The organism is Tistrella mobilis, from assembly GCF_039634785.1.
In the GTDB taxonomy this organism is placed as follows: Bacteria; Pseudomonadota; Alphaproteobacteria; order Tistrellales; family Tistrellaceae; genus Tistrella; species Tistrella mobilis.
This window is the reverse complement of the sequence record NZ_JBBIAB010000005.1, coordinates 24955-47913: the sequence shown is the minus strand read 5'-3', so window position 1 is coordinate 47913 and position 22959 is coordinate 24955. Positions and strand designations below refer to the sequence as shown.

The following is a 22959-nucleotide window of genomic DNA, read 5'->3' as shown; positions in this document are numbered from 1 at the left end:
CGGCTGACGGCTTCAGGGAAGGAGACGCCCGCTCATGTCCCGCAATCCGCTGGATGGCTTCACCGCCGATCGCGACCGGATCGGCACCATCGGCCGCGATCTGCAGCGCCCGGAATGCATCCTGGCCGAACGTGACGGCACGCTCTGGGCGGCCGATGCCCGCGGGGGTGTCACCCGCATCGCCGCGGACGGCAGTCAGCATTTCATCGCCCAGCGTGCCGATGCCCGCTTCGCCACCGCCGATCAGGCCACGGCCGGCGCGCTCGAGGCCAAATTCACCCAGGGCACCCTGCCCAACGGGCTCGCCTTCGCCCGCAATGGCGACATCCTGATCTCCAATTTCGGCACCGATCTTCTTGAAGTCATGACCCGCGACGGCGAGGTCCGCACGCTTTACGACACGATCGACGGCCAGCCGATCGGCAAGGTGAATTTCGTCCTGCGCGACAGCCGCGACCGGATCTGGCTGACGGTCTCCACCCGGGTCAATCCCTGGACCGAGGCCGCCGCCCGGCGCGTGCGCGACGGTTATATCGCGGTGGTCGACCAGAACGGGCTGCGGGTGGTGGCAGAGGGATTCGCCTTCACCAACGAGATCCGCTTCGACGCAAACGAAGACTGGCTCTACATCGTCGAGACCACCGGCCCGCACATCACCCGGATGCGGGTGGTCGAGGATCCGGCCGGGGTGCGGCTGACCGATCGCGAGATCTTCGGCCCCACCCATCTGGGCGGATGCCCCGACGGCATCGCCTTCGATGCCTTCGGCAATCTGTGGTGCACGCTGATCATGGTCGACCGGCTGGTCGCGATCACGCCAGAGGGTGAGCTGCGGGTGTTGCTGGACGACGGCGATCCCGAGATCTCCCGCGCCTATATGGCCAAATTCGACGCGGGCACGATCACCGTCGACGACATGATGCAGGCCCAGGGGACCATCGCCCCCTGGATGGCGAGCGTCACCTTCGGGGGCCCCGACCTGCAGACCGTCTATCTGGGCAGCCTGCGCGGCACCACCATTCCCTTCTTCCGGGCGCCCGTGGCGGGGCTGCCGATGATCCACTGGAACGAGCCGCGCTGACGGCAGCCCGTCAGCCGGCCCGGAAGAAGGCGATGGTCATCGCGACACCGATGGTGATGATCACCGCCTTCAGCCAGGGCCGCGGAATGCGGCGGCCCAGCCGCGCACCGGCGATGCCGCCTGCAACCGCCGCCACCGCCATCACCAGAGCCGGCTGCCAGGCAACCACACCGGCCGCGGCATAGGCCGCCACCGCAATCGTCGTCAGCACCACCGACATCAGGTTCTTGAGCGCGTTGGCGGCGTTGAGATCGGCAATGCCCATGACGGTGAACAGCGCCAGCAGCAGAATACCCACCCCGCCGTTGAAATAGCCGCCATAGGCCGAGACCAGGAACAGCCCGGCCACCATCTGCGCCGGCCCCCCGGCCCCCATGCGGGTGAGTGCGCGGGCGATGCGGTCGCCGGCGGCAAACAGCAGGGTGGCTGCCGCCAGAAGCCAGGGCACCAGCCCGCGGAACACATCGTCCGGCGTTACCACCAGCAGCCCGGCCCCCAGCAGGCCGCCCGCCAGTGCGGCGATCAGCAGCGGCCAGGGCCGGCGGCCGTGAAAGGCCGGGCCCATCTCGGCGCGATAGCCCCAGCAGCTGCCGACATATCCCGGCAGCAAGGCCACCGTGCCCGTGGCATTGGCCATGACCGGCGGAACGCCGGCCTGAATCAGGGCCGGCAGGGTCAGAAAGCTGCCGCCGCCGGCCAGGGCGTTCAGCACGCCGGCGACAAAGGCTGCGCCGACCAGCAGCGCCAGGCCGGACAGATCATGGACGACGAACATCGGGCGGGGGCTCCGAGACTTCAGGTCATCATATGTCTGAGGCAAAACGAACGGCCGCATCCGGGAAGAATGCGGCCGTCCGGTGCGATCAGTGGATCAGTTCCGGCGCATCGCCTGGACGCGCGCCAGCGCCTTCGACAGCGCCTCACGATCGGCAACCGCCTGGGCGCGCCGCTCGCGATTCTCCTCCACCACCTCTTCCGGCGCCTTGGCGACGAAGGCCGGGTTGTCGAGCCGCTTGTCGATGCCGGCGATGTCGCGGTCGAGCTTGGTGATTTCGCCTTCCAGACGCTTGATCTCGACAGCGGCGTCGATGACGTCGGCGATCGGCAGCAGCACCACCTCGCCGTTCACGATCGTCTCCACCGTGCCCGCCACTTCGCCGTCGACGAACTCGATCCGCTCGGCCCGGGCCAGGCGGGCCAGCGCGTCGCCATGGGTCGCCGCACGGCTGCGGGTCGCCTCGGACGCGTCACGGAACAGCACCGGCACCTTGGCGGCCGGCGGCACGTTCAACTCCGAGCGCACGCTGCGCACGGCGGAGACCGCCTCGATCAGCCAGCCGATCTCGGCATCGGCCGCCGGATCGGCGAGCGTCGCGGGATCGAGCACCGGCCAGGTACCGGTAATCGCCTGCGCAGGCGCGCGGCTGCCGGGACGGGTTTCCCAGAGCTGCTCAGTCATAAACGGCATCATGGGATGGAGCAGCAGCAGGATCTGGTCCAGCACCCAGGCGAGCGTCGCCCGGGTTTCGGCCAGAGCCGCGGTCTCGCCGCCCTGCAGGATCGGCTTCGCCAGCTCCAGATACCAGTCGCAGACGATATCCCAGGTGAAGCGATAGGCGGCCTGGGCCGCCTCGTTGAAGCGGAAGGCTTCCATCGCCTCGGTGACGGCCCGGGTCGCCCGGGCCGCCTCGCCCACGATCCAGCGGTTCAGCACATGGCTGACCGATGTCGGGGCGAAGCCTTCGACGCTCTCCGCCCCGTTCATCTCGGCGAAGCGTGCCGCGTTCCAGAGCTTGGTCGAGAAGTTGCGATACCCCGCAACCCGCGCTTCGGCCAGCTTGACGTCGCGGCCCTGGGCCGCCAGCGCCAGCAGGGTGAAACGCACCGCATCCGCGCCGTATTTGTCGATCAGGTCGATGGGGTCGATGACGTTCCCCTTCGACTTCGACATCTTCTGGCCCTTTTCGTCGCGGACCAGGGCGTGGATGTAGACGGTGCGGAACGGCACGTCGCCCATGAAGTGCAGGCCCATCATCATCATCCGGGCGACCCAGAAGAAGATGATGTCGAAGCCGGTCACCAGCACATCGCCCGGATAGTAACGGGCAAGTTCCGCGGTCTGTTCGGGCCAGCCGAGGGTGCCGAAAGGCCAGAGCGCCGAGCTGAACCAGGTGTCGAGCACGTCGCTGTCCTGGGTGAGATCGACGGTCTCGCCGTAATGGGCCGCCGCGGCGGCCTTGGCCTCGGTCTCGGTTTCCTCGACGAACACCGTGCCGTCGGGCCCGTACCAGGCCGGCACGCGATGGCCCCACCAGATCTGGCGCGACACGCACCAGGGCTGGATGTTGCGCATCCATTCGAAATAGGTGTTTTCCCACTGCTTCGGCACGAAGACGGTCTTGCCGGTCTCCACCGCCTCGACCGCCGGGATGGCGAGCTTGGGCGCATCGACATACCACTGATCGGTCAGCCAGGGCTCGATGACCACGCCCGAACGGTCGCCATAGGGAACGGTATGGGTGACCGGCTCGATCCCCTCCAGCAGCCCCGCCGCCTCGAGATCGGCGACGATCCGCTCGCGGGCCTTGAACCGGTCGAGACCGCGATAGGCGGCCGGGATCACCGGCTCGTCGACGATGCGGGCATCGGCGTCGAGCACGTTGATCATGTCCAGACCGTGCCGGCGGCCGACCTCGAAGTCGTTGAAGTCGTGCGCCGGCGTGATCTTGACCGCGCCCGACCCCTTCTCGGGGTCGGAATAGGTGTCGGCGACGATCGGGATCCGCCGGCCGGTCAGCGGCAGCAGGATTTCCTTGCCGACCAGGTCGGCATAGCGCTCGTCGTCGGGATGCACCGCAACGGCGGTATCACCCAGCATGGTCTCGGGGCGCGTGGTTGCGACCACGATATGGCGGCCCGAGCCGTCGGCCAGCGGATAGCGCAGGTGCCAGTAATTGCCCTTCACTTCCTTCGGCTCGACCTCCAGATCCGAGATCGCAGTTTTCAGCTTCGGGTCCCAGTTGACCAGCCGCTTGTCGCGGTAGATCAGCCCCTGCTTGTACAGGGTGACGAACACCTTGCGCACCGCGGCGGAGAAGGCCGGATCCATGGTGAAGCGTTCCCGCGGCCAGTCGGCCGAGGCCCCCAGCCTGGTCAACTGGTCGAGGATGCGGCCGCCCGACTGTTCCTTCCAGGTCCAGATCCGGTCGATCAGCCCGTCGCGGCCGACATCGTTGCGGGTGATGCCCTGCTCGGCCAGCTGGCGCTCCACGACCATCTGGGTCGCGATACCGGCATGGTCGGTGCCGGGCTGCCACAGGGTGTCGCGCCCGGTCATGCGCCGATAGCGGATCAGCGCATCCTGGATGGTAAAGGTCAGCGCGTGGCCGATATGCAGGCTGCCGGTGACGTTCGGCGGCGGCATCATGATCGTGTACGGGTCCGCCCCCGAGCGCACATCCGCGCGGAAGGCTCCGCTCTTGCGCCAGCCTTCGTAAATCGGCGCCTCGGCCTCCTGAGGCCTGAAGGTCTTGTCCAGCATGCCGTTCCGTTCCGCTGTCTTCTGGGGCGGTCGGTCGGGCCCGAACAGGCTCACCGGCCGCCGATCTGTGCAGGGCCGGGCGCGGCGTCGGCCGGATGATCCGGCCTTTCGTCCCCGTCCGGCGTGATCAGGGCGTGCCCGCGGGCACGCCCGCCGGACAGCCTGCGGTTCACGAACGCAGCGAGCGTTCCGCGAGCCGCTGGATTTCCTCACGTACCAGACGTTCCACCATCGGCGGCAGGTTCTGGTCCAGCCAGTCCTTGAGCAGGGGGCGCAGGATGTCGGCGACCAGCTCTTCCAGCGTCCGGCCGCCAAAGGCCGCCTGGGGCCGCCCCTCGGTCGGTCCGCCGCCGGTCAGGGCCTGGCCGAGCGTCGCGAAGGCCGCGACCGTCGCCGCACTTGCCGCCTGCGACATCAGCCCGTCGCCATCGGCTGCCGCAGGCCGCGGTGCCGGTGCCGGCTCCGGACGGGGCGGCGGCGCGGGTTCGGGTTCCGGCTCGGGGTCCGGCTCCGGTTCCGAGGCGAAGTCGTCATCCTCGTCGTCCTGAAGCGCATCCCAGGGATCGGCCGCAGGTGCCTCGGGCCTGGCGGGCTCGTCGTCGAACAGATCGTCGTCGGCAGACGCCGCAAAGCTTGGGCCGGGGCCGAAATCGTCCTCGTCGAAATCGTTGCCGCCGCGCGGATCGGGTTCGGGCTCCGGCGCCGGATCGTCGAAGGGATCGGGCTCGACCACATCGATCAGGTCGAGCACATCCTCACGATCGTCCCGCGGCGGCTGCGTACCACCGGCCGCAGCCGGTGCCGCGGCACCACCCTCTTCACCGTCCTCTTCGGCGATGATGCGCCGGATGGAGGCGAGAATTTCCTCCATCGACGGTTCCTGGTTTTGAGTCCTGTCGGTCATCGGCCCCTTGGGGCTCCTCGCGCGTGTCCGGTTGCCGCCACTCTAAGGCAGTCGGCCGATGAATGCCAGCAACGACGAACCGGCCCCGCTGCGGGCGGGGCCGGTTGGGCCGACATTCGGGGTGGGTCGGAGGGCAATCCCTCCGGTCAGTCGCCCGTCCCCCACCAGGCTTCGCGTACCTCTCGGTAATTGTCCTGGGGGTCGTAGACGGGTACATCGGCGGAAATCGCCTGGATGTCGAGCGCACCCACCGCCGCCGCCAGTTCGAAACCGGCGACGATGACGTTGCGCTGCGCCCGAACCAGATTGACCCGGGCGATAAAGAGCTCCTGTTCGGCATCGAGCACGTCGAGCGTAGTGCGGGCGCCGACGGCTGCCTCTTCTCGCACGCCTTCCAGTGCGATCTCTGCCGCACGCACGGCGGCGTCCAGCGAGGCGATCGAGGCCTGAGCGGACCGCAGCTGCTCCCAGGCGGCGGTGGCACCCTCCACGGCCTGACGCTCGGCCGTCATCAGCTCGCCGCGCCGCTGGGCACGGGTTTCCTTGGCCTGCCGGATGCCGGCGAACTCGCCGCCGCCCTGATAGAGCGGCACGGTGACCTGGGCGACGATCCGGCTGTCTTCCGTCCGGTCGAGCGCATAAGAGCTGTCGCGCTCGCGCTGATGGCTGCCGACCACCGAGACCTGAGGCATGCGGGTCGCCTGGGCCGAATTCACCTGCTGCTCGGCGACATCGACGGTGTAACGGGCGGCCCGCACCGAGGGGTTGTCGTCGCGGGCGCGGCCGATGGCGTCGGCGCGGGTGACGGGCAGCTCCGGAAAGGGACGCGGCGGCTCCAGCGTCTCGGGCGTGCGGCCGACGACGCGAAGATAGGTCGCCTCGGAACTCGCCAATGCGCCCTGCGCTGCGGTCAGATCGGCCCGGGCACTGGCCAGCCGGGCTTCGGCCTGGGCGACGTCGGTCCGGGTCACCTCGCCCACCTCGAACCGGTCGCGCGTCGCCTGCAGCTGACGCTCCAGCACGCGGACATTGTTCTCGTTGAGATTGACCACGGCACGATCACGGAAAACATCGCCATAGGTCGACGCCGCCTCGCGCAGGACGTCCTGCTCGATCGCCCGCACCTGCTCGCGGGTGGCGAGCACCTGCGCCTCGGCCTGGCCCAGCTGTGCATCCACCCGCCCACCGGTCCAGACCGGCTGGGTGATCTGCAGGGTGACCGAGCGCGGATCTGTGCCGTATGTCTTGCTGTTCTGGACCGAAGTTCCGGCACGACCGGCACTCGCCTGGATCTGCGCCTGCGGCCTGCGACCCGCCAGAGCGGTGGGGATGTTCTCGTCGACGGCGCGCAGCTGGGCACGGATCGCATCGATGCGCGGATTGCCGGCATAGGCCGAGACCAGCGCATCCTGAAGCGATTCAGCCGAAGCGACGAAGGGCGTCGCCAGCATGGTGCCGGCGGCGAGCACCGCCGCGAGTACCGATCGTTTCACCGTCCCGTCTCCCCATCCGTGGATGTCGACCGGGCCTCCCCGCCCGGCAGTCGCGCATTCCGGGTCCCGTCACCCGGGATGCACGATGGTCCCGTCGTCAGAAAACGAAGCCGACCTTCTTGCGGAAGGCGGCGATATGCGGCGTCGAGGCATCGAACAGGGTCCGGCGGGCGATCGCCCCGGCATAATTGGTGAAGATCGTCGCGCGGCCGACGCGGCCATCGTCGTTCATCACCGCGACCAGGCGGCCGCCATCGGCCAACTGGTCCAGCAGGGCCTTGGGCTCCACCTCCAGCGCGCCTTCGACGACGATCACGTCGTAGGGCGCCTGGGCGGCATAGCCGTCGACCACCGGGCCCGACACCACGGCGGCATTGCTGACCCCCAGCTGATCGAGCAGTTCACCCGCCTGTTCGGCAAGTTCGGGCTGATCCTCCAGCGCCACCACCGCCGAGGCGAGGCGGGCGAGAACCGCAGTCGAATAGCCGGTGGCGCAGGCGACGTCGAGCACCGCCTCGTTCGACTTCACGTCGGCGGCCTGAAGCAGCCGCGCGAACAGCATCGGCTCCATGAGAAAACGGCCATGGCCGACCGCCACATCCTCGTCGACATAGGCCACGGCCCGATGGCTCGCGGGGACGAAGCGCTCGCGCGGAACCGCGCCCATGGCTTCGATCACGCGTTCGTCGGTGACCTTGTTGGTGAGGAGCTGGCTCAGCACCATGTTGCGGCGGGCATCGCTGTAGTCGTGCATGCTATGGGCTCTCGGCTGCTTCCGGTCGGTCAGACGACGACGCGGCATCGGGTGACGCATCGCCGCAACTTATACCGGGGGCCGCAGGGGATGACAATCACGCCGTCCGCCGCAGATGCAGACGAGCCGTGACGGGGGCCATCCAAGCCGATAGACTGGGCTTCGCGACGGATCGTCGGTGAGGCAGCGATTGCGGGGTTGACCGCACCAGCCGACCTCTCTATAAACGCGATCCGTCACGGGACGGTCATCGACGCCAAGTCGGCGACACGGCTTGAAGACATCGCTGCCTGAAAGATCATGGATCGACAGATCACGGATCGGAACGGCAGCCCGCAGTGAAGACCCGGTGGCCGGGTAGCAAAGTGGTAATGCAGGGGACTGCAAATCCCCGATCGGCGGTTCGATCCCGCCCCCGGCCTCCAACTCTTCCATCCTGCCCCGGCAGGATGCCGGCATACCGGAGACTTCCGAACAGAGCTTGGAAGCGACCGAAAATAAAGCTGGACAGGCGGGCAAGGCGGTGATAAAAGCCCGGCCCACAGACGACACGGACGGGATGCCCTACCGAAGGCCCCGGACGCACTGATCCCCGATAGCTCAGTCGGTAGAGCAGGTGGCTGTTAACCACCGGGTCGCTGGTTCGAGTCCGGCTCGGGGAGCCAATTGAAAAAACCCTGCAGGTTCGCCTGCAGGGTTTTTTCTTGTCTCCGGCACACCGCTCAGCCTCTTGCGTTGACGAGGCCATGCCCGGGTCACCAGACGGATCACCCCACGGCACACGCGAAGATCTTCGCCTCTTCGGAACCTGCTGCGGGAAGCGCGCAAATGGCGGTTTTCTGCGGGCTTCGCCAGGGTGCAAGCCAGTTCACAAAGCGGTACCGACGCGGTAGTCTGGCCCCCGCCGGCAACCCGTACAACGACCGGCGGCCCGCTTGGGGGAGCGGTATCGTGCGGCATGGGTTGCGACGGACATTCCAGGACACGGCCGTTCAGGCGCGGCCGGCCGACGCGGCTCCGGAAGACGGAGCGGCGCCACTGCATATCCCAAGGGAGGATCCATGCGCGGCCAGATGATGGACACGCAGCTTCTGATCGCACCGCTGATCAGGAACGCCGCCAGGTTTCACGGCGACGTGGAGATCGTGTCACGGACCTGCGAAGGCCCCATCCACCGCTACACCTATGCGGATGCCTATAAGCGCGTGCAGCAGCTTGCCAATGCACTCGCCTCGCGCTTCGGCATTGCCATGGGCGACCGCGTCGGCACCCTGGCCTGGAACGGCTATCGCCATTTCGAGGCCTATTTTGCGGTCTCGGGCATGGGGGCGATCCTGCACACGATCAACCCGCGCCTGTTCCTCGAGCAGATCGAGTACATCGTCAACCATGCCGAAGACCGGGTCATCCTGGTCGACCTGACTTTCGTCCCGATCATCGAAAAGCTGATCGGCAAGATCCCGACGGTCGAAGCGGTGGTCATCCTGACCGACCGGGCCAACATGCCCGAGACGTCGATCCCCAACGCGATCTGCTATGAAGAGCTGATTGCGGATCACTCCGACAGCTACGCCTTCCCCAGCTTCGACGAGAACACCGCCTCGTCGCTGTGCTACACCTCGGGCACCACGGGTAACCCCAAGGGGGTGCTCTATTCCCACCGCTCGAACGTGCTGCATTCCTATGGCGTGTGCATGACCGACACGCTCGGCATCTCGGCGACCGATGCCGTGCTGCCGGTGGTGCCGATGTTCCATGTCAATGCCTGGGGCCTGCCCTATGCCTGCCCGATGGTCGGCGCGAAGCTGATCTTCCCCGGGCCGCGGCTGGACGGTCCCGGTCTTGCCGAACTGATCGAGATGGAGCGCCCGACCGTGCTGGCCGGCGTGCCGACCGTGTGGCTCGCCCTGCTCAACCATCTGGACGAGATCGGCCGGCGCATGGAAGGCGTGCGCATCGCCGTGGTCGGCGGTTCCGCCGCGCCTGAGTCGATGATCCGCAAGTTCCAGGAAAAGCACGGCACCTTCCTGCTCCATGCCTGGGGTATGACCGAACTCAGCCCGATCGGCACCGCCTGCACCTTCAAGGCCAAGCACCTGACGCTGGACCAGGAGGCCAAGTACAAGCTGCAGACCAAGATCGGCAAGCCGGCCTATGGCGTCGAAATGCGGATCACCGACGATGACGGCAACGAGCTGCCCAATGACGGTGTCGCCTTCGGCCATCTGAAGGTCCGCGGTCCCTGGGTGCTGAAGTCCTATTTCCGTCGCGATGACGAGAACATCCTCGACGAGGACGGCTGGTTCGACACCGGCGACATCGCGACGGTCGATCAGGACGGTTATGCCCAGATCGTCGACCGCGCCAAGGACGTCATCAAGTCGGGCGGCGAGTGGATCAGCTCCATCGATCTCGAAAACGCGGCGGTCGGCCATCCCGACGTTAAGGAAGCGGCGGTCATCGGCGTTGCCCATCCGAAGTGGCAGGAACGTCCGCTGCTGCTGGTGATCCGGCGCGAAGGTGCGACGCTCGACAAGCAGGGCATGCTCGACTACCTGGAGACCAAGGTCGTGAAGTGGTGGCTGCCCGACGACGTGATTTTCGTCGAGGAGCTGCCCCATACCGCCACCGGCAAGCTGCTGAAGCTGAAACTGCGTGAGGCCTATGGCGACTGGCTGATGAAGCAGGCCGGCTGATCAGGCGGCCTCGGGCGCATGCGTGGAAAAGGCGGGATCCTTCCGGGTCCCGCCTTTTTCATCCGGACCGGTCCCTGATCGGGTCCGGACACGAAAAAGGGGATGCAGCCACAAGGCCTGCATCCCCTTACCTGCTTCCGGGGGGATCTGCCGGACACACCCGGTGTCGACAGACGGAAGCATCGGATCGCCGGCCGCAGGCGTCGAACGACGTCCGCAGCCGACCGTATACTCAGAGAATCGACGACAGCTTCATCGCAACCGTCATGTCGCCCTCGACCTTCAGCTTGCCGGTCATGAAGGCCATGGTCGCCGACAGATCGCCGGTCATCAGCCTGTCCAGGGTTTCCGCGGAACAGCGGATGGTGCAGTCGGCATCGCGATCCTCTGCCGAAACCTCGGCAGGGGCCGACCGGCCGTCGATGAAGATCGTCCCGTCCTCAAGCTCGAACTTGACGGTCGATCCAAGAGCCCCGCCCTTGGCGGCCTTCTCCTGCATGCGCCGGACCAGATCGTCGGTGCTCATGCCTTACCTCCCCATGCGGGCCGGCTCAAGCCGGCTGCTGTTTGACGTTAACGTAAACGTAAAGCCTGGCGGCGTCAAGGGCGCCCCCTCTCAGAATGCCTGTACAGCCGTTGCGGTTCCAGCTGAACGGCGATCACGTCCGGATTATGACTGTTATTCTTAATCAACTGTCGGTTTCGGAAGAAAATGCATCGTTGCAAGTACCGCGGCACATCGCGGCGGTGTAAAATGCCGACAGGCGGCACGACCGGCGACGGGCAGCGGCACGCCATGGACGTCACCCAGGGACCACCCGTCACATGTTCATGCAGCATTGGGGCCCGTTGCTGCTGCCCTTGACACAGAATCTGGGCGTGATCGCGCTTGCCGCCCTCGCCTTCGGTGCGTTCGGACAGTGTCGCCTGCAGATGAGCCGGCTGACGCGCGGCATCGTGGTCGGGCTGATCTTCGCGATCTCGGCCCTGATTTCGATGGCGATCCCTGTGGAGATCGCCCCCGACATCGCTTTCGACGGCAGGGCCGTTCTGGTTCTGTTGTCCGCTCCGTTCGGCGGCCCGGTCGCAACGCTAGTGGTGGGTGCCACGACGGTTGCATCCCGGCTGCTGCAGGGCGGGCCGATCGCGATCCCCACGGCCCTGTCGCTGGTGGTGGTCAGCCTGATGTCGGTGGGCTGGTGGGCGCTGCGGCGCAAGACCGGCATCCGGATGTTCGATCTGTTTATTGCCGGTGCCGTGGTCGGTGTGCCGGCCATGGTGCTGATCGCAGCCATCCACGGCCTGGTTCATGACGGTCGCCTGTTGAGGCAGTTCGGCCCCCTTCTCGTCCTCAGCGGGATCATTGCCACCGTGGTTCTGGGAGGGCTTCTGACGGTCGAACGGCGGCGCCTGACCGCCGAACGGGCGCTGGCGTCGGAACGGCGGCGCTTTCAGGCCATCGCCGACAACGTACCGGGGGCAATCCTGCAGATCCGCCTGGATCCGGGCGGCGATATTGCGGTGCTCTATGCCGGGGCCGGCATCCGCAATCTGACCGGCGGCCTCTCCCCCGATCTGATCTGTTCCGATCCGCGCCGGCTGGATGAAATGGCACGGCGCGACGATCAGCGCCTGTTGCCCGCGATCCGGGCCGCGATCCGCGGCGATACGCCGCCCGGCTTCGGCCTGCCGTTTCACGGCCGTGACGGCGTGACGCGCTGGGTGCTGCTCTATGCCACCACACCGCGCCCCATGGCCGACGGCCGGCTGATCGCCGATGTGCTGGCGATCGACGGCACCGGACTGCATCGTATTGAACAGGATCTGCGGACCGCACGCGCCTCGGCCGAGCGCGCCAACGCGGCCAAATCGATGTTCCTGGCCAATATGAGCCACGAGCTGCGCACGCCCATGACCGGGGTACTGGGTATGCTCGATCTGCTGGCCGCCACCGATCTGGATGGCCGGCAGCGGCGGTGGGTGACGGCGATGCGCCGGTCGGCCGAAGGGCTGATGACGCTGCTCAACGATATTCTGGATCTCTCGAAGGTAGAGGCGGGGCGCCTGGTCCTGCACGAGGAACCGGTCGTGATCGGCCGGCTGCTGGATGATGTCGTCGGGCTGTTCGAAGGCCGGGCGTCGCAGAAGGGGATCAATCTGTCGATCCGCCGAGGCGCCGCTGTTCCCGAGACGGTGCTGGCCGACCCGATGCGCCTGCGGCAGGTGTTGATGAATCTGGTCGGCAATGCCATCAAGTTCACCGAGACCGGCTTCGTCGAAATCCGCGTCGACGTCAAGGGCGAGGGTGATCCACCCTCTTTCCTGTCCATTGCGGTCGCCGATACCGGCATCGGCATTGCGGCAGATGCGCTGGATGCGATTTTCCAACCCTTCGTTCAGGCGACGGATCGCTCTGACGCCACCACCGCCCCGAACGATGCGACACCGCCGTCGGGAACCGGTCTGGGACTGGCCATCTCGCGTCGGCTGACCACGGCGATGGGCGGCGAACTCACCGTCGACAGCCTGCCCGGCGTCGGGTCCGTCTTCACGATCATGCTCCCCTGCCGGACCCGGAGCGGACATGCCGCCGGCCGGGAGCCCGATCCGGACGGCCCCGCCCGATCGACAGACAGGCACAACGCCGGCACGCTGATGGCCGTGCCCGCGTTCAAGGGTCGCAGGCTCCTGATCGCCGAGGACAACCCGGTCAATCGGGAACTCCTGAACGAGGCCCTGCAACGCATGGGCTTCGACGTGGCGGTGGCAGAGGATGGCGCGGCGGCGGTCGAGATGTCGGCCGGAACCGCCTTCGATGCGATCGTCATGGACATGCAGATGCCGCGGATGGACGGCGTCACGGCCACCCGCCGGATCCGCGCACGGCCGGGAGAGGATGGCAAGGTGCCGATCCTGGCGCTCTCCGCCGACGCGATGCCGGAAAACCGCTCACGCTATCTGGACGCAGGGATCGATGCCTTTGTGGCAAAGCCGGTGAACTGGGGCGAACTGCGCGACACCCTGGCCGGCCTGCTTTATGACGGACGGCCGCCCTCCGGGCCGGCTACGCAAGACGAGCCATCCGACGACGTCGACAGGACCGCCCCGGTGCTCGACCCGGTGCGGCGCGACGAGATCGAAAAGGCCCTCGGCGCTGAACGGACACGCGCCCTTTACGGCATGTTCGCCGAAAGTGCGGCCAGCACCCATGAACAGATCGCCGCAGCCGCCACGACGGGGGATGCGGATGCATGGCGCAGTGCCCTGCATGCCCTGAAGGGGCTGGCGGCCAATTACGGCTATCACCGTCTGGCCGCCGCCTGTGCGTCGCTGGAGGTGGGTGCCCCGGATACGGCCGCGGCATCCCGGCTGGAAGCCGAGGTCACGGCCGCACGGGCAACCGTGGCGGCCGGCTGATCATCCCCCCTGCCCCGACCCGACGGCCGCGACGGGGCAATGGATGTCATGCATGCTTGTGAATGCAGGCTCCGCATAGGCCAGAATGCGATCGTCGAACCTGTCGGGACCTGAGGCGACGATCGGCACGGTTGCGAAAATCGCATCGTCATCGGCATTTTCGATCTCGGCGTCCGACGCGGCACCCGGTGCCCGTCCGCCCCCGGCCAGCCAGGCGCCACCACCCGGCCCATGTGCCACAAGCAGCACCACGGGATGGTGTGGGGTGGCCCCGTCCAGCGTCAGCGCATCGAAGCCGTCGGCCCGGCCACACCAGTCCGTCAGATCCGCCGTCTGTGTTGCACGCGCATCCACGGCATAGGTGAATGGCTGCGACCAGCCGTCCTGAACGGCTGCCGTCGGCAGCCCGAGACTCGCGGTCGGCACCCGGCCGATTGCGGCACCGCTGCAGGCAGTCTCCGCCACGCCGTCCATGCCGCCTGCAGGGCATGGCAGGCGACCATTCCGGGCCAGCTCGGCCGCCAGAACGGCCATGACCGCCGTCATTCGTCGATCGGTCGCCGCCCCTCGTGCCGAGACAATCTCCGCCCGCAGGAGCGGCAGAAGGCTGCCAAGAAGCAGAGCAAGCACGAACACAGCGACGGCAATTTCTACCAAGACGAAACCGTCTTCGGTATTCACGCGTCTCAGGCGATTCAGACTCGACAAATCGTGACCCCTTGCGTATGCAATCTTTAAACGAGATGTAGTTGGCAATAATGCATCTTGAACGATCTAGATCCACATCTTTTGGTTTAATTGTATAGGTAGTGGATTTTCATTATGAACATGATCAGCGGTAGCAAGTCGGAGACTGGGGGACGAGATCTGGCAGATGCGTTGATGGCGCGTGGCCTGCTGACCGCGGATGCCGCCCGGCTGGTCCGGCGCGAGGCAGAGCGGCTTCCCGGAGGATCACTGCTGCGTGCGATCGAACATATGGGGCTGGTCGACGAGGCCGATCTCGTGGCGGTGCTGGCTGCGGAATCGGGCCTGGCCGCCTGGCCCGGTCATCCGGTGCCGTCGGATCCGGCCGGGTTGTCGGCCGAGATGCTGGTCACCGCCGGTGCCGTTCCGCTGGGGGTCGAACGGGGCGAACTGCTGCTTGCGATGATCGATCCCGACGATCTCACGGCAGCGGAAACCATTCGCCGCCGGCTCGGCCATGCGGGGCAGCTGCGGCGCATGGTTATCGGGCGAACCGCCTTCGCCCGCCTGATCGGCCGGTTGCATCGCAATGATCCGATGATCGACGCCATGATTGCCGCGGCGGCCGGCAGCGGCGCCACCCCCGGCCTGACGATCGCGGCCGAGCACATGCCCGAAGACCCGTTCCGCGACCGGCCGTCCGCCGATGCCGAAGAAAGCGCGGTGACACGCCTTGCCGATATGCTGATCGCCGCCGCCGTCCGGGCCGGCGCGTCCGATCTGCATCTCGATCCGGCGCCGGGACATCTGGGCATTCGCCTGCGGATCGACGGCGTGCTGACCCCGTTCCGCCTGCTGGATGCCGCCATCGCCTCAGGGCTCGTCACCCGTTTCAAGGTGATGGCGGGGCTGGATGCGGTCGTCACCCTGCGTCCCCAGGACGGACGGATCACCAGCAAAATCGACGGCCTGGCGGTGGAGATCCGCATCGCGACCCATCCCACCGTGCACGGCGAGGCCGTGGTTCTCAGGCTGCTGGATGCCGACCGCCGGTTGCGCCAGCTCGAAGGTCTGGGCCTCACGTCGCGCATCGTCGAAGGGCTGCGCCATATTGCCCGCCGGCCCGACGGGATCGTGGTGGTCGCGGGCCCCACCGGCAGCGGCAAGAGCACGACCCTGCGCGCGTTGACCGGCCTGATAGACCGCCGACGCCTTGCGGTCGCGACGCTGGAGGATCCGGTGGAATATCCGCTGGACGGCATTCGCCAGACCGACCTGTCGCGTCTGCCGGAGTTGAGCTTCGCCGACGGCATCCGGTCGCTGATGCGCCAGGATCCCGACGTGCTGCTGATCGGTGAAATGCGCGACGAGACCACCGCCGCCATGGCCTATCGTGCCGCCGTCACCGGCCATCGGGTATACACCACGCTGCATGCGGGCGATGCCCTGGGCACCATCGATCGGCTGCGCGATCTGGGGCTTGCACCGCGCCGGCTGGCGGGTGTTCTGGCGGCAATCCTGGTCCAGCGGCTGGTACGGCGGCTTTGCCCGGACTGCTCACCCGGGCCGGGAACCGTCGGCAGCGGCTGTCCAGCCTGTGGTTTCACCGGTTTTCGTGGCCGGATACCGGTTGCCGAACTGCTGATCCCCGACGACGCCTTCGAAGACCTGCTTGCCGGGGATGCGGCACGCCCGCACCTGGCCGCACATCTCAGCCGATGCGGTCATCACAGCCTGCTGGCCGACGCCCGCGAGATCGAGCGGCGCGGCCTCAGCACCCGTGATGAAATAGAGGCGGTGGTGGGACCGTTGGACCGGCCATGATCAACCGCTCCGATTCCGCCCGGCCCATGATGCAACTCCCAACAGCGGACCCACGGGACACCGTCCTGCGTCACTGGCGGTTCCGCGCGGTCGACGCCGACGGCAACCTGTTCCATGGCCGCATTCTGGCCGATGATGTCGATACGGCCCTTGGCCAGCTGGAGGCGCGCGGGCTCGATCCGCTATCGATCCGTCCCGTTCGGGAGGGGCTGGCCCGGTTCTGGCAAAAACTTGCCCGTTCCGGCAGCCTGGTGGCCGGCCCGGCCGAACGTCATGCAGCACTTGCCGAAGCCTGGTCTGCTGTCGGCCTGCACCTGGCAGCCGCACGTGACCTGCCGGCCGCGCTGGATGCCGCGGCGCAGGGCGGCATTTCCCGCACGGCTGCACGGGGCTTCGGCGGCATGGCTGCAGCCATCCGCGCCGGGCAGAGCCCGGCCGAGGCCGCGACCGAAGCCGAACGGGATCTCGGGCCCGTAGCCGCGGCGGTCTTTGCGGTCGCCGCGCGCACCGGACGGCTGGCGCCGGCGATCGACGATCTTGCCCATCATCACGAGACCGAAGCCGCCATTCATGCCCGGATCACCCGGGCACTGCGTTATCCGATCGTGCTGGCCGTCACCACCTTCGCCTCTCTCGTCGCCCTCATCGGCGGTGCGCTGCCTGAACTTGCCGGGCTGATGGCCGAGCTCGGCGTTGCAGGCGACGACCCGACGCTGCAGCTGGCAATCGCCGTGGGTGACGCTCCGGGCCTGACCATCGGGGTCATCATCGGCCTGCCCGCAGCACTGGTGGCCGGGCTGCTGATCGTCCGCCGGCATCCGGCCGTCGCCCGACTGCTCGACCGCTGGACCCCGATCGTCCGGCTGCGCCATCAGTTGGCGGCGGCACGCAGCCTGCGCGCCCTGATCCTGGCCGCCGAGGCCGGTGCGCCCGTCACCGAGGCGCTGGAACTGGCGGCCATCGGCGCCGCAGATCCCGAACTTGCCCGGCAGCTCGGCAATGTCCGCCGCCTGATCATTCGCGGGGTTCCGCCGGCAGAGGCCTTCACACTGCTCGAACCCTGGCCTGCCGTCGCCCAGGCGCCGCTGGTTGCGGGCGCGGCAGCCGGTCGGCTGCCCGACGCCGCCCGCAGCGCGTCCCGCGCCCTGGACCGCAGCATCGAACGCTCGGTCGATCGGCTGACCGCCCTGCTGGAACCGGCCCTGGTCATGTTTCTGGCACTGGTCGTCGCCGGCATCGGCCGGCTGGTGCTGGGTGCGCTGTATTCCGGGCTGGCGGAGGTGGGTGGATGAGACTGCGCCTGCCCTCTTCGCCCCGCCGGGCTCTGCTGCTCGATCGTGACCGCCGGCTCTGGCTGGCGACGCGGGGCCCGAACGATGTCACCCTCTGCCCGGGCCCGGACACGCCGGCCGCCTGGCGCGCCCTGGCCGCAACGGGGCGCCGCGAGGGGCTCCGCCGTACGCTGCCGTTGATCGTTGAAGACGACCGGCCACGGGTCGCAACAATTGCCCTGCCCCGGCTGGGACAACGGATCCGCCGGCAGATCGAAACCCGCCGCATCATCGCCGCTGCAGGCGAACTCGGTCTTGATCGCGGCTTCGTCACCATTCGTCCCCTGCCGCCCGGCGGCGGAGCGGGCGGTGGCGGCATGGGCGGTGGCGGCATGGGCGGTGGCGCGACGGCCATCGATCCGTCCCGCCGACCGGACAGGCTGGCACTCGCCTTCGTCCCCGCCTCGGCAGAAGTTGAGGCCTGCACCAGGTCGGCGGCGATTGCCGGGCTGCATCTCCGGCCGCTGCCGCCGGTAATGACGGCCGGAATGGCCCTGGCAAAAAGTCACCACGCGCAGTGGCTGGCCCTGCACGTACCGGTGCCGTCCGATCAGCCGTCCGGCGACGCGATCGATCAGATCCTTTGCGAAGCCGGTCTGCCGGTCTTCTCCAGCCGCCGCCCGCTTTCAGGCCTCACCCCCGTCGAAGCCGCCATGGATGGGAGCCGGGCAGTCCGTCGCCACCTGCATCGGCATCACACCACCCCCGATCTGATCACGCTGCTGATCGACGACCATGCGCCGCTGGTCACCCCATTCCCTGAGGGGGAGGAGACAGAGCTGCGCCATCATCGGCCGCCGGTCGTCGCCATGCCAGTCGCCACGATGTCCGGCCCCACCAGCCCGGACAGAGGTCGTCAGCCGGGGCCGCTCACCCGGCTGGCCCTCGCAGCCCTGCTTGACGAGGCCCCACCGCTGCGTATCCGGACCTTCGGGCCGATGTCGGCCTCCGGCACGGTCGCTGCCCGGCCCTGGCGTGATCAGCCGATCCGCAGCCGGACTCTGGCCGGGCTGGCGGCCGCAAGTCTGCTGTTTGCCGCCCTGATCCTGCCCGGCCTGCAGGCTGCCGGCCTGGTGGACGAGGCGATGGTTGCCGCCCAGCGCGACCTTATGCTCGCCACGGAGTTCGATCTGCGCACGGCAGCGGCGGGCGGCACCGATCCTGGACGTCTGGCCGGGGGCATGCGCGTTGCCTCTGCACTGGCTGGGCTTGCCGCCATGGAACAGGCGGCATCGGTGGACCTGCTCTGCGTGCTCGACCGCCTGGCGGTGCTCAGGCCCGAAGGCCTGGCCATCACGGGGCTGGATCATCGACGCGACGGGACCGGCCCGGAGGCCGGCCGCTTGACGCTCGAGATCGAGATCACCCGCAACGATGCCGCGGCGGCCGACGCCCTGCGACAGCGTTTTGCCTAGACCGTCGCGGCCGCCGGGCTGGGCATGACCACGGTTGCCGACCCGCCACCCGGCCCGGGCGGCCGCCCGCCCCTGATCCGCCAGGCTCCGGCACTCAGTGGCGGTGGCGACACGGACCCTGCCGGGGACACGGCCCCCGAAGGTGGCCCGTTCCGCGGCCGGCTGATCCTGACCCCCCTTCCGGCCGATGCCGGCAGATCCGGTACGGCCTGCAGGCCGCGGCTTTCCGCCCGACGCTTCCGACGGCATGCCGCCCGGCGCCAACCCGCGGCCATGGACAAAGATCCCGCTGGCCGCCTGGCCGTGCGCGCGCGCCGGCTGGCGGCTCTGGCCTTGGGCTGCCTGGCCGTGATCGCCGCAGATCTGACGATGGCACTGGAGGTGGAACGGGTACGGGCGCATGCCGATGATCTGGCCCGGACCGCCGAGGCGGCACGGGGGCGTTTCCGGCAGGCCGAAGCCGCGGCCTGGCGGTTGGATCAGGGAGTGGCGCGGCTTGTAGCGGATCCGCGGCCACTCTTCGCACCGCCGGCGCCGGCCCCGTTGCTCCGGCAGTTGAACGATCTGGCCATGGCGGCCGGCATCGGAACCGTCAGCCTGTCGCTTTCCGACGCCCCAGCCGAAGCGGTGGCACCCCGGCCGGCGGATCGTCGGCTGCCGCATCCGCCCGCAGCGGAGGCTCTGCCCCGGCTCAGGCCGGTTCTGGTCACCGCCGAATTGACGGCCTCCTCGGATGCTGAAATCCGTGCCGGGCTTGCGGCCATGCGGGCTGTCCTGCCGGGCCGCGCCGTGATCGACCGTCTGGAACTGGCCGATCGCCCGGATGAAGGCAGGGCGCATGCCCGCGCCATTCTGCGTTTCGCCACCATCGATCCGGCCAGCCTGCCCTCCCTGCCCGACGGCCAGGCCATGGATCCACTGACCCCTCTCCTTACCCGCCGCGACCTTGCGGCGCCCGCCATCCCGCCGGACCCGCCTGGAACCGTTGTCGCCCTTGCCCTGGAGCCGTCGGAACACCGCCGCCGCCTGAGCAGCCCGGACCGACCGACTGCGGCTGAGCCGCCTGCGGTCGCACGCCGCATCAAGCTCGACGGCATTGCCCACGGACCGGGGTCGGACTGGCGGGTCTGGATCAACGGCCGGCGGATTGCAATGGCGGGGCCGGCCCGTCCCGGCGAGCCCGTGGTCGATGCGGTCGGCCGGGACACCGTCAGCATCCGCCTGGCGGAAGGCAGAAGCGCGGTCCCTCTCGCCCTCGGGCGGGAGATCTGTCTCGGCATCGACGGGATCCTGCCTGATGAGGTCTGTCCATGACCGCTGCCCCCGGCCTCACCCGGCCCTTTCTGCTCGTCCTCGTTCTCCTCGCTCTCACCGCCTGTGGCACAGCCGATCCGCGCGACCGGGCGCTGGGTCTGGAGCGCCGCGACTATCGGGCGATCGGAGGCGTGCCTGCAGCGACACCACCGCCGGATACAAGGCCGGCTCCGCAGCCGATACCGCCACAACTGCCCCCGCTGGAGGGGGATGGCGAGCTGGACGATCCGGCGCCTGGTCCGGAAGCCCGGGCCATTCTGTCCCGCCCGGTCGACATCCGGGTCGCCGGCCAGATCCCGATTGTCGAGGTGGTGGAAGATCTGGCCCATCAGGCGAGTGTGGGCGTGGTGGTCGATCCGACCCTTGCCGGCATGGTCCGGGTCAGCCTCTCGGGCGTGCCGCTCGGCAAGGCACTGGCGGCGATCGGCCGTCAGGTGAATTTCGTCTACCGGATCGAAGGCGGCGTGCTTCTGGTCGAACGCGATCGGCCGGTGGTCCGCATCTACCGCATCGATCAGCCGGACATGGTTCGCCGGGTGGATGGCGGCGTCGCGGCCTCGTCGGAACTCGGCACCGTCGGCACCGGCAGCGGCGGCACGGCCGACCGCAACGGCTCGTCCATCGCCATCCGCAACCATACGGACGGCGCCTTCTGGAACGATGCCATACGCACACTGGCGGCCGCCCTCGGCATTCCCGGCGATGATGCCGCCCAGGTCGCCGATCCGGCGGATGACCGCCGGCCCCGTTTGAGCGTCAACCCACGCACCGGCGTAATCGCCGTCTATGGCGACCGCCACGCCCAGGACATCGTCCGCCGGGTCATCGCCGGCCTGCGCCGGACCACCGGACGGCAGGTTCTGATCGAGGCCCGTGTCGTGGAGGTCGCACTCGACGAAGGCTACGAGGCCGGAATCGACTGGTCCGCGATCCTGTCGGGAGACGTCGCCATCGCCGGCCGGTTCGGCGCCCCGGCCGCGCGGATCGCAAACGGGGTCGACGATGTCCTGGGCATCCGGGTGAGCGGATCCGACATCGACGCCCTGGTCGGGCTGGCCGCCCGCTTCGGTGCGGTGCGCACGCTCTCCAGCCCACGCCTCACCGTGCTCAACAACCAGACGGCGCTGCTCAAGGTCGCCGAGAACGCGGTCTACTTCACCCTGGACGTCGAGCGTGAGACCGATGACGACACCGGCGACGTGACCCTGACGGTCAATTCGAAGCTGAACACCGTACCCATCGGGCTGGTGCTGAGCGTGCAACCGGCAATCGCGGCCGATGAACGCTCGGTCGTCATGACCGTCCGGCCGACCATCACCCGCATCGCCCGGGAGGTCGCCGATCCGGGCGTCGCCATCGCCTCTCAGAACCAGGTGGAAAGCCTGGTGCCGGTGGTGGAGGTCCGCGAGCTGGACTCGGTTCTGCGCATCCGGTCGGGCGAGATCATGATCATGGGCGGGCTGATGGAAGAGCGCGCGCGCTTCGACGAAAGCGGCGCCCCGGTGCTGAAGGATCTGCCCTGGGTGGGGCGGCTGTTCCGCGCCGATACCGATGCCAGCCATACGGTGGAACTGGTGGTCTTCCTGCGCGCCACGATTCTGCCCGACGACACCGGCGGCACGATCGCCCCCGCCGATATCGACCTGTATCGCGGCTTCACCACCGATCCGCGGCCCCTGCCCTTTCCTGCAGCTTCCCCCTCCCCTGCAACCACACCGCCATCCACCAGACCGGCCCCGACACCCGGCCGGTCCATCCCGGAAAGTGAAAGCACACCACAATGACGAGCATCCGAACCCGTTCCGCAGCCGGTCATCCCGATCCGAACCATCCCGCCGCCGGGCCCGGCATAACCGAAGACGATCGCGGCTTCACCCTGGTCGAGGTGGCCATTGCGCTTGTGGTCATCGCCCTGCTGGTCGGTACCGTTCTGCAGGCCCAGGGCATGGTCGGGAACAGTCGTGTTCAGGCCTTCGTATCGGAGGTCGGTGCCATCCGCACCGCCTTCAGTCAGTTTCAGGAACGCTATGGCGCCCTGCCCGGCGACTTTCTGGATAGTCGGACTCTGGCCATGGACGCGGAAGGAGGAAACGGTGATGGCACATTGTCAGGCAGTGGTGCCGACCAGGAGAGCCTCGAGGCCTGGCGTCATCTGACCGCCGCTCAGTTCCTGACCAATCTCAAGATGTCGCCAGGCGGCACATCAGCGCCGTCCACGCCTCTGGGCGGACAATACCAGCTGGTCTCGGCGACGGTTGGGGCAACGAGCGGGGTGTGGCTCAGAATCGGCAGCATGACCACTGGCTCAACCACTGGTAATTCAACGCCCCTGCTGACCGTCGATCAGGCACGTCGGCTGGATGTGGAACTGGATGACGGACTGCCGGGTACCGGATCGGTGGTCACCAGCACGGCCGCCTGTCAGGTGACCGGCAGCAATATCTACAATCTGGCCGCAACCGATACCTGTCTCGTTCAGGTGCTGATGTAGTGAGATCGGCC

The 22959-nt window shown here is 68.0% G+C and carries 16 protein-coding genes and 2 tRNA genes; 11 read left to right on the top strand and 7 right to left on the bottom strand.

What is annotated here, in order from left to right:
- Positions 1-34 precede the first annotated feature (34 nt).
- Complete coding sequence (locus tag WI697_RS08330) at positions 35-1081, top strand: SMP-30/gluconolactonase/LRE family protein (RefSeq protein ID WP_345958135.1); 1047 nt, start codon at positions 35-37, stop codon at positions 1079-1081.
- Positions 1082-1091: 10 nt separating this feature from the next.
- Here the strand turns inward: WI697_RS08330 and WI697_RS08325 are convergent, their stop codons facing one another.
- The 5 genes from WI697_RS08325 to WI697_RS08305 all read right to left on the bottom strand — a co-directional run bounded on the left by WI697_RS08325 (position 1092) and on the right by WI697_RS08305 (position 7773).
- Positions 1092-1856 carry a sulfite exporter TauE/SafE family protein gene (locus WI697_RS08325; RefSeq protein ID WP_062765338.1) on the bottom strand — a complete coding sequence of 255 codons (765 nt, stop codon included), beginning with the start codon at positions 1854-1856 and terminating at the stop codon, positions 1092-1094.
- Between the two features lie 96 nt (positions 1857-1952).
- On the bottom strand, positions 1953-4622 hold the full coding sequence (locus WI697_RS08320) for a valine--tRNA ligase (RefSeq protein ID WP_345958134.1): 2670 nt from the start codon (positions 4620-4622) through the stop codon (positions 1953-1955).
- Between the two features lie 169 nt (positions 4623-4791).
- Positions 4792-5526, bottom strand: a complete 735-nt coding sequence (locus WI697_RS08315) for a DUF2497 domain-containing protein (RefSeq protein ID WP_345958133.1) — start codon at positions 5524-5526, stop codon at positions 4792-4794.
- 146 nt (positions 5527-5672) lie between these two features.
- Positions 5673-7019: a TolC family outer membrane protein gene (locus WI697_RS08310; RefSeq protein ID WP_345958132.1), complete on the bottom strand. Its 1347-nt coding sequence runs from the start codon at positions 7017-7019 to the stop codon at positions 5673-5675.
- Positions 7020-7116: 97 nt separating this feature from the next.
- On the bottom strand, positions 7117-7773 hold the full coding sequence (locus WI697_RS08305) for a protein-L-isoaspartate O-methyltransferase family protein (protein WP_062765350.1): 657 nt from the start codon (positions 7771-7773) through the stop codon (positions 7117-7119).
- A gap of 351 nt (positions 7774-8124) precedes the next feature.
- Here WI697_RS08305 and WI697_RS08300 point away from each other — a divergent pair.
- The 3 genes from WI697_RS08300 (at position 8125) to WI697_RS08290 (ending at position 10469) form a co-directional block, all read left to right on the top strand.
- Positions 8125-8198 (top strand) — tRNA-Cys (locus tag WI697_RS08300).
- A gap of 164 nt (positions 8199-8362) precedes the next feature.
- A tRNA-Asn gene (locus WI697_RS08295) sits at positions 8363-8438 on the top strand.
- A gap of 396 nt (positions 8439-8834) precedes the next feature.
- Positions 8835-10469 carry a 3-(methylthio)propionyl-CoA ligase gene (locus tag WI697_RS08290; RefSeq protein WP_345958131.1) on the top strand — a complete coding sequence of 545 codons (1635 nt, stop codon included), beginning with the start codon at positions 8835-8837 and terminating at the stop codon, positions 10467-10469.
- A gap of 232 nt (positions 10470-10701) precedes the next feature.
- Here the strand turns inward: WI697_RS08290 and WI697_RS08285 are convergent, their stop codons facing one another.
- Positions 10702-10995, bottom strand: a complete 294-nt coding sequence (locus WI697_RS08285) for an SCP2 sterol-binding domain-containing protein (protein ID WP_345958130.1) — start codon at positions 10993-10995, stop codon at positions 10702-10704.
- Positions 10996-11294: 299 nt separating this feature from the next.
- On the opposite strand from WI697_RS08285, the gene WI697_RS08280 reads away from it, so the two are divergent.
- Positions 11295-13886, top strand: coding sequence for a hybrid sensor histidine kinase/response regulator (locus tag WI697_RS08280; protein ID WP_345958129.1), 2592 nt, complete (start codon positions 11295-11297; stop codon positions 13884-13886).
- Here the strand turns inward: WI697_RS08280 and WI697_RS08275 are convergent, their stop codons facing one another.
- On the bottom strand, positions 13887-14567 hold the full coding sequence (locus WI697_RS08275) for a hypothetical protein (RefSeq protein ID WP_345958128.1): 681 nt from the start codon (positions 14565-14567) through the stop codon (positions 13887-13889). It lies immediately after the preceding gene.
- Between the two features lie 201 nt (positions 14568-14768).
- Between WI697_RS08275 and WI697_RS08270 the strand changes: the two genes are divergently transcribed.
- The 6 genes from WI697_RS08270 to WI697_RS08245 all read left to right on the top strand — a co-directional run bounded on the left by WI697_RS08270 (position 14769) and on the right by WI697_RS08245 (position 22948).
- Complete coding sequence (locus WI697_RS08270; RefSeq protein ID WP_345958127.1) at positions 14769-16397, top strand: GspE/PulE family protein; 1629 nt, start codon at positions 14769-14771, stop codon at positions 16395-16397.
- Positions 16398-16423: 26 nt separating this feature from the next.
- Positions 16424-17689 (top strand): type II secretion system F family protein, encoded by a 1266-nt coding sequence (locus tag WI697_RS08265; protein WP_345958126.1) that lies wholly within the window; start codon positions 16424-16426, stop codon positions 17687-17689.
- A complete protein-coding gene (locus WI697_RS08260; RefSeq protein WP_345958125.1) occupies positions 17686-19143 on the top strand; it encodes a hypothetical protein in 1458 nt (485 codons plus the stop codon). Before WI697_RS08265 ends, WI697_RS08260 begins: the two co-directional genes overlap by 4 nt.
- Before the next feature lie 273 nt (positions 19144-19416).
- Positions 19417-20457: a hypothetical protein gene (locus WI697_RS08255; protein ID WP_345958124.1), complete on the top strand. Its 1041-nt coding sequence runs from the start codon at positions 19417-19419 to the stop codon at positions 20455-20457.
- The gene (locus WI697_RS08250) at positions 20454-22241 is read left to right on the top strand and encodes a hypothetical protein (RefSeq protein ID WP_345958123.1); all 1788 of its coding nucleotides are present in this window, start codon (positions 20454-20456) and stop codon (positions 22239-22241) included. Before WI697_RS08255 ends, WI697_RS08250 begins: the two co-directional genes overlap by 4 nt.
- Complete coding sequence (locus tag WI697_RS08245; RefSeq protein ID WP_345958122.1) at positions 22238-22948, top strand: type II secretion system protein; 711 nt, start codon at positions 22238-22240, stop codon at positions 22946-22948. The genes WI697_RS08250 and WI697_RS08245 overlap by 4 nt, the downstream gene beginning before the upstream one ends.
- Positions 22949-22959 lie beyond the last annotated feature (11 nt).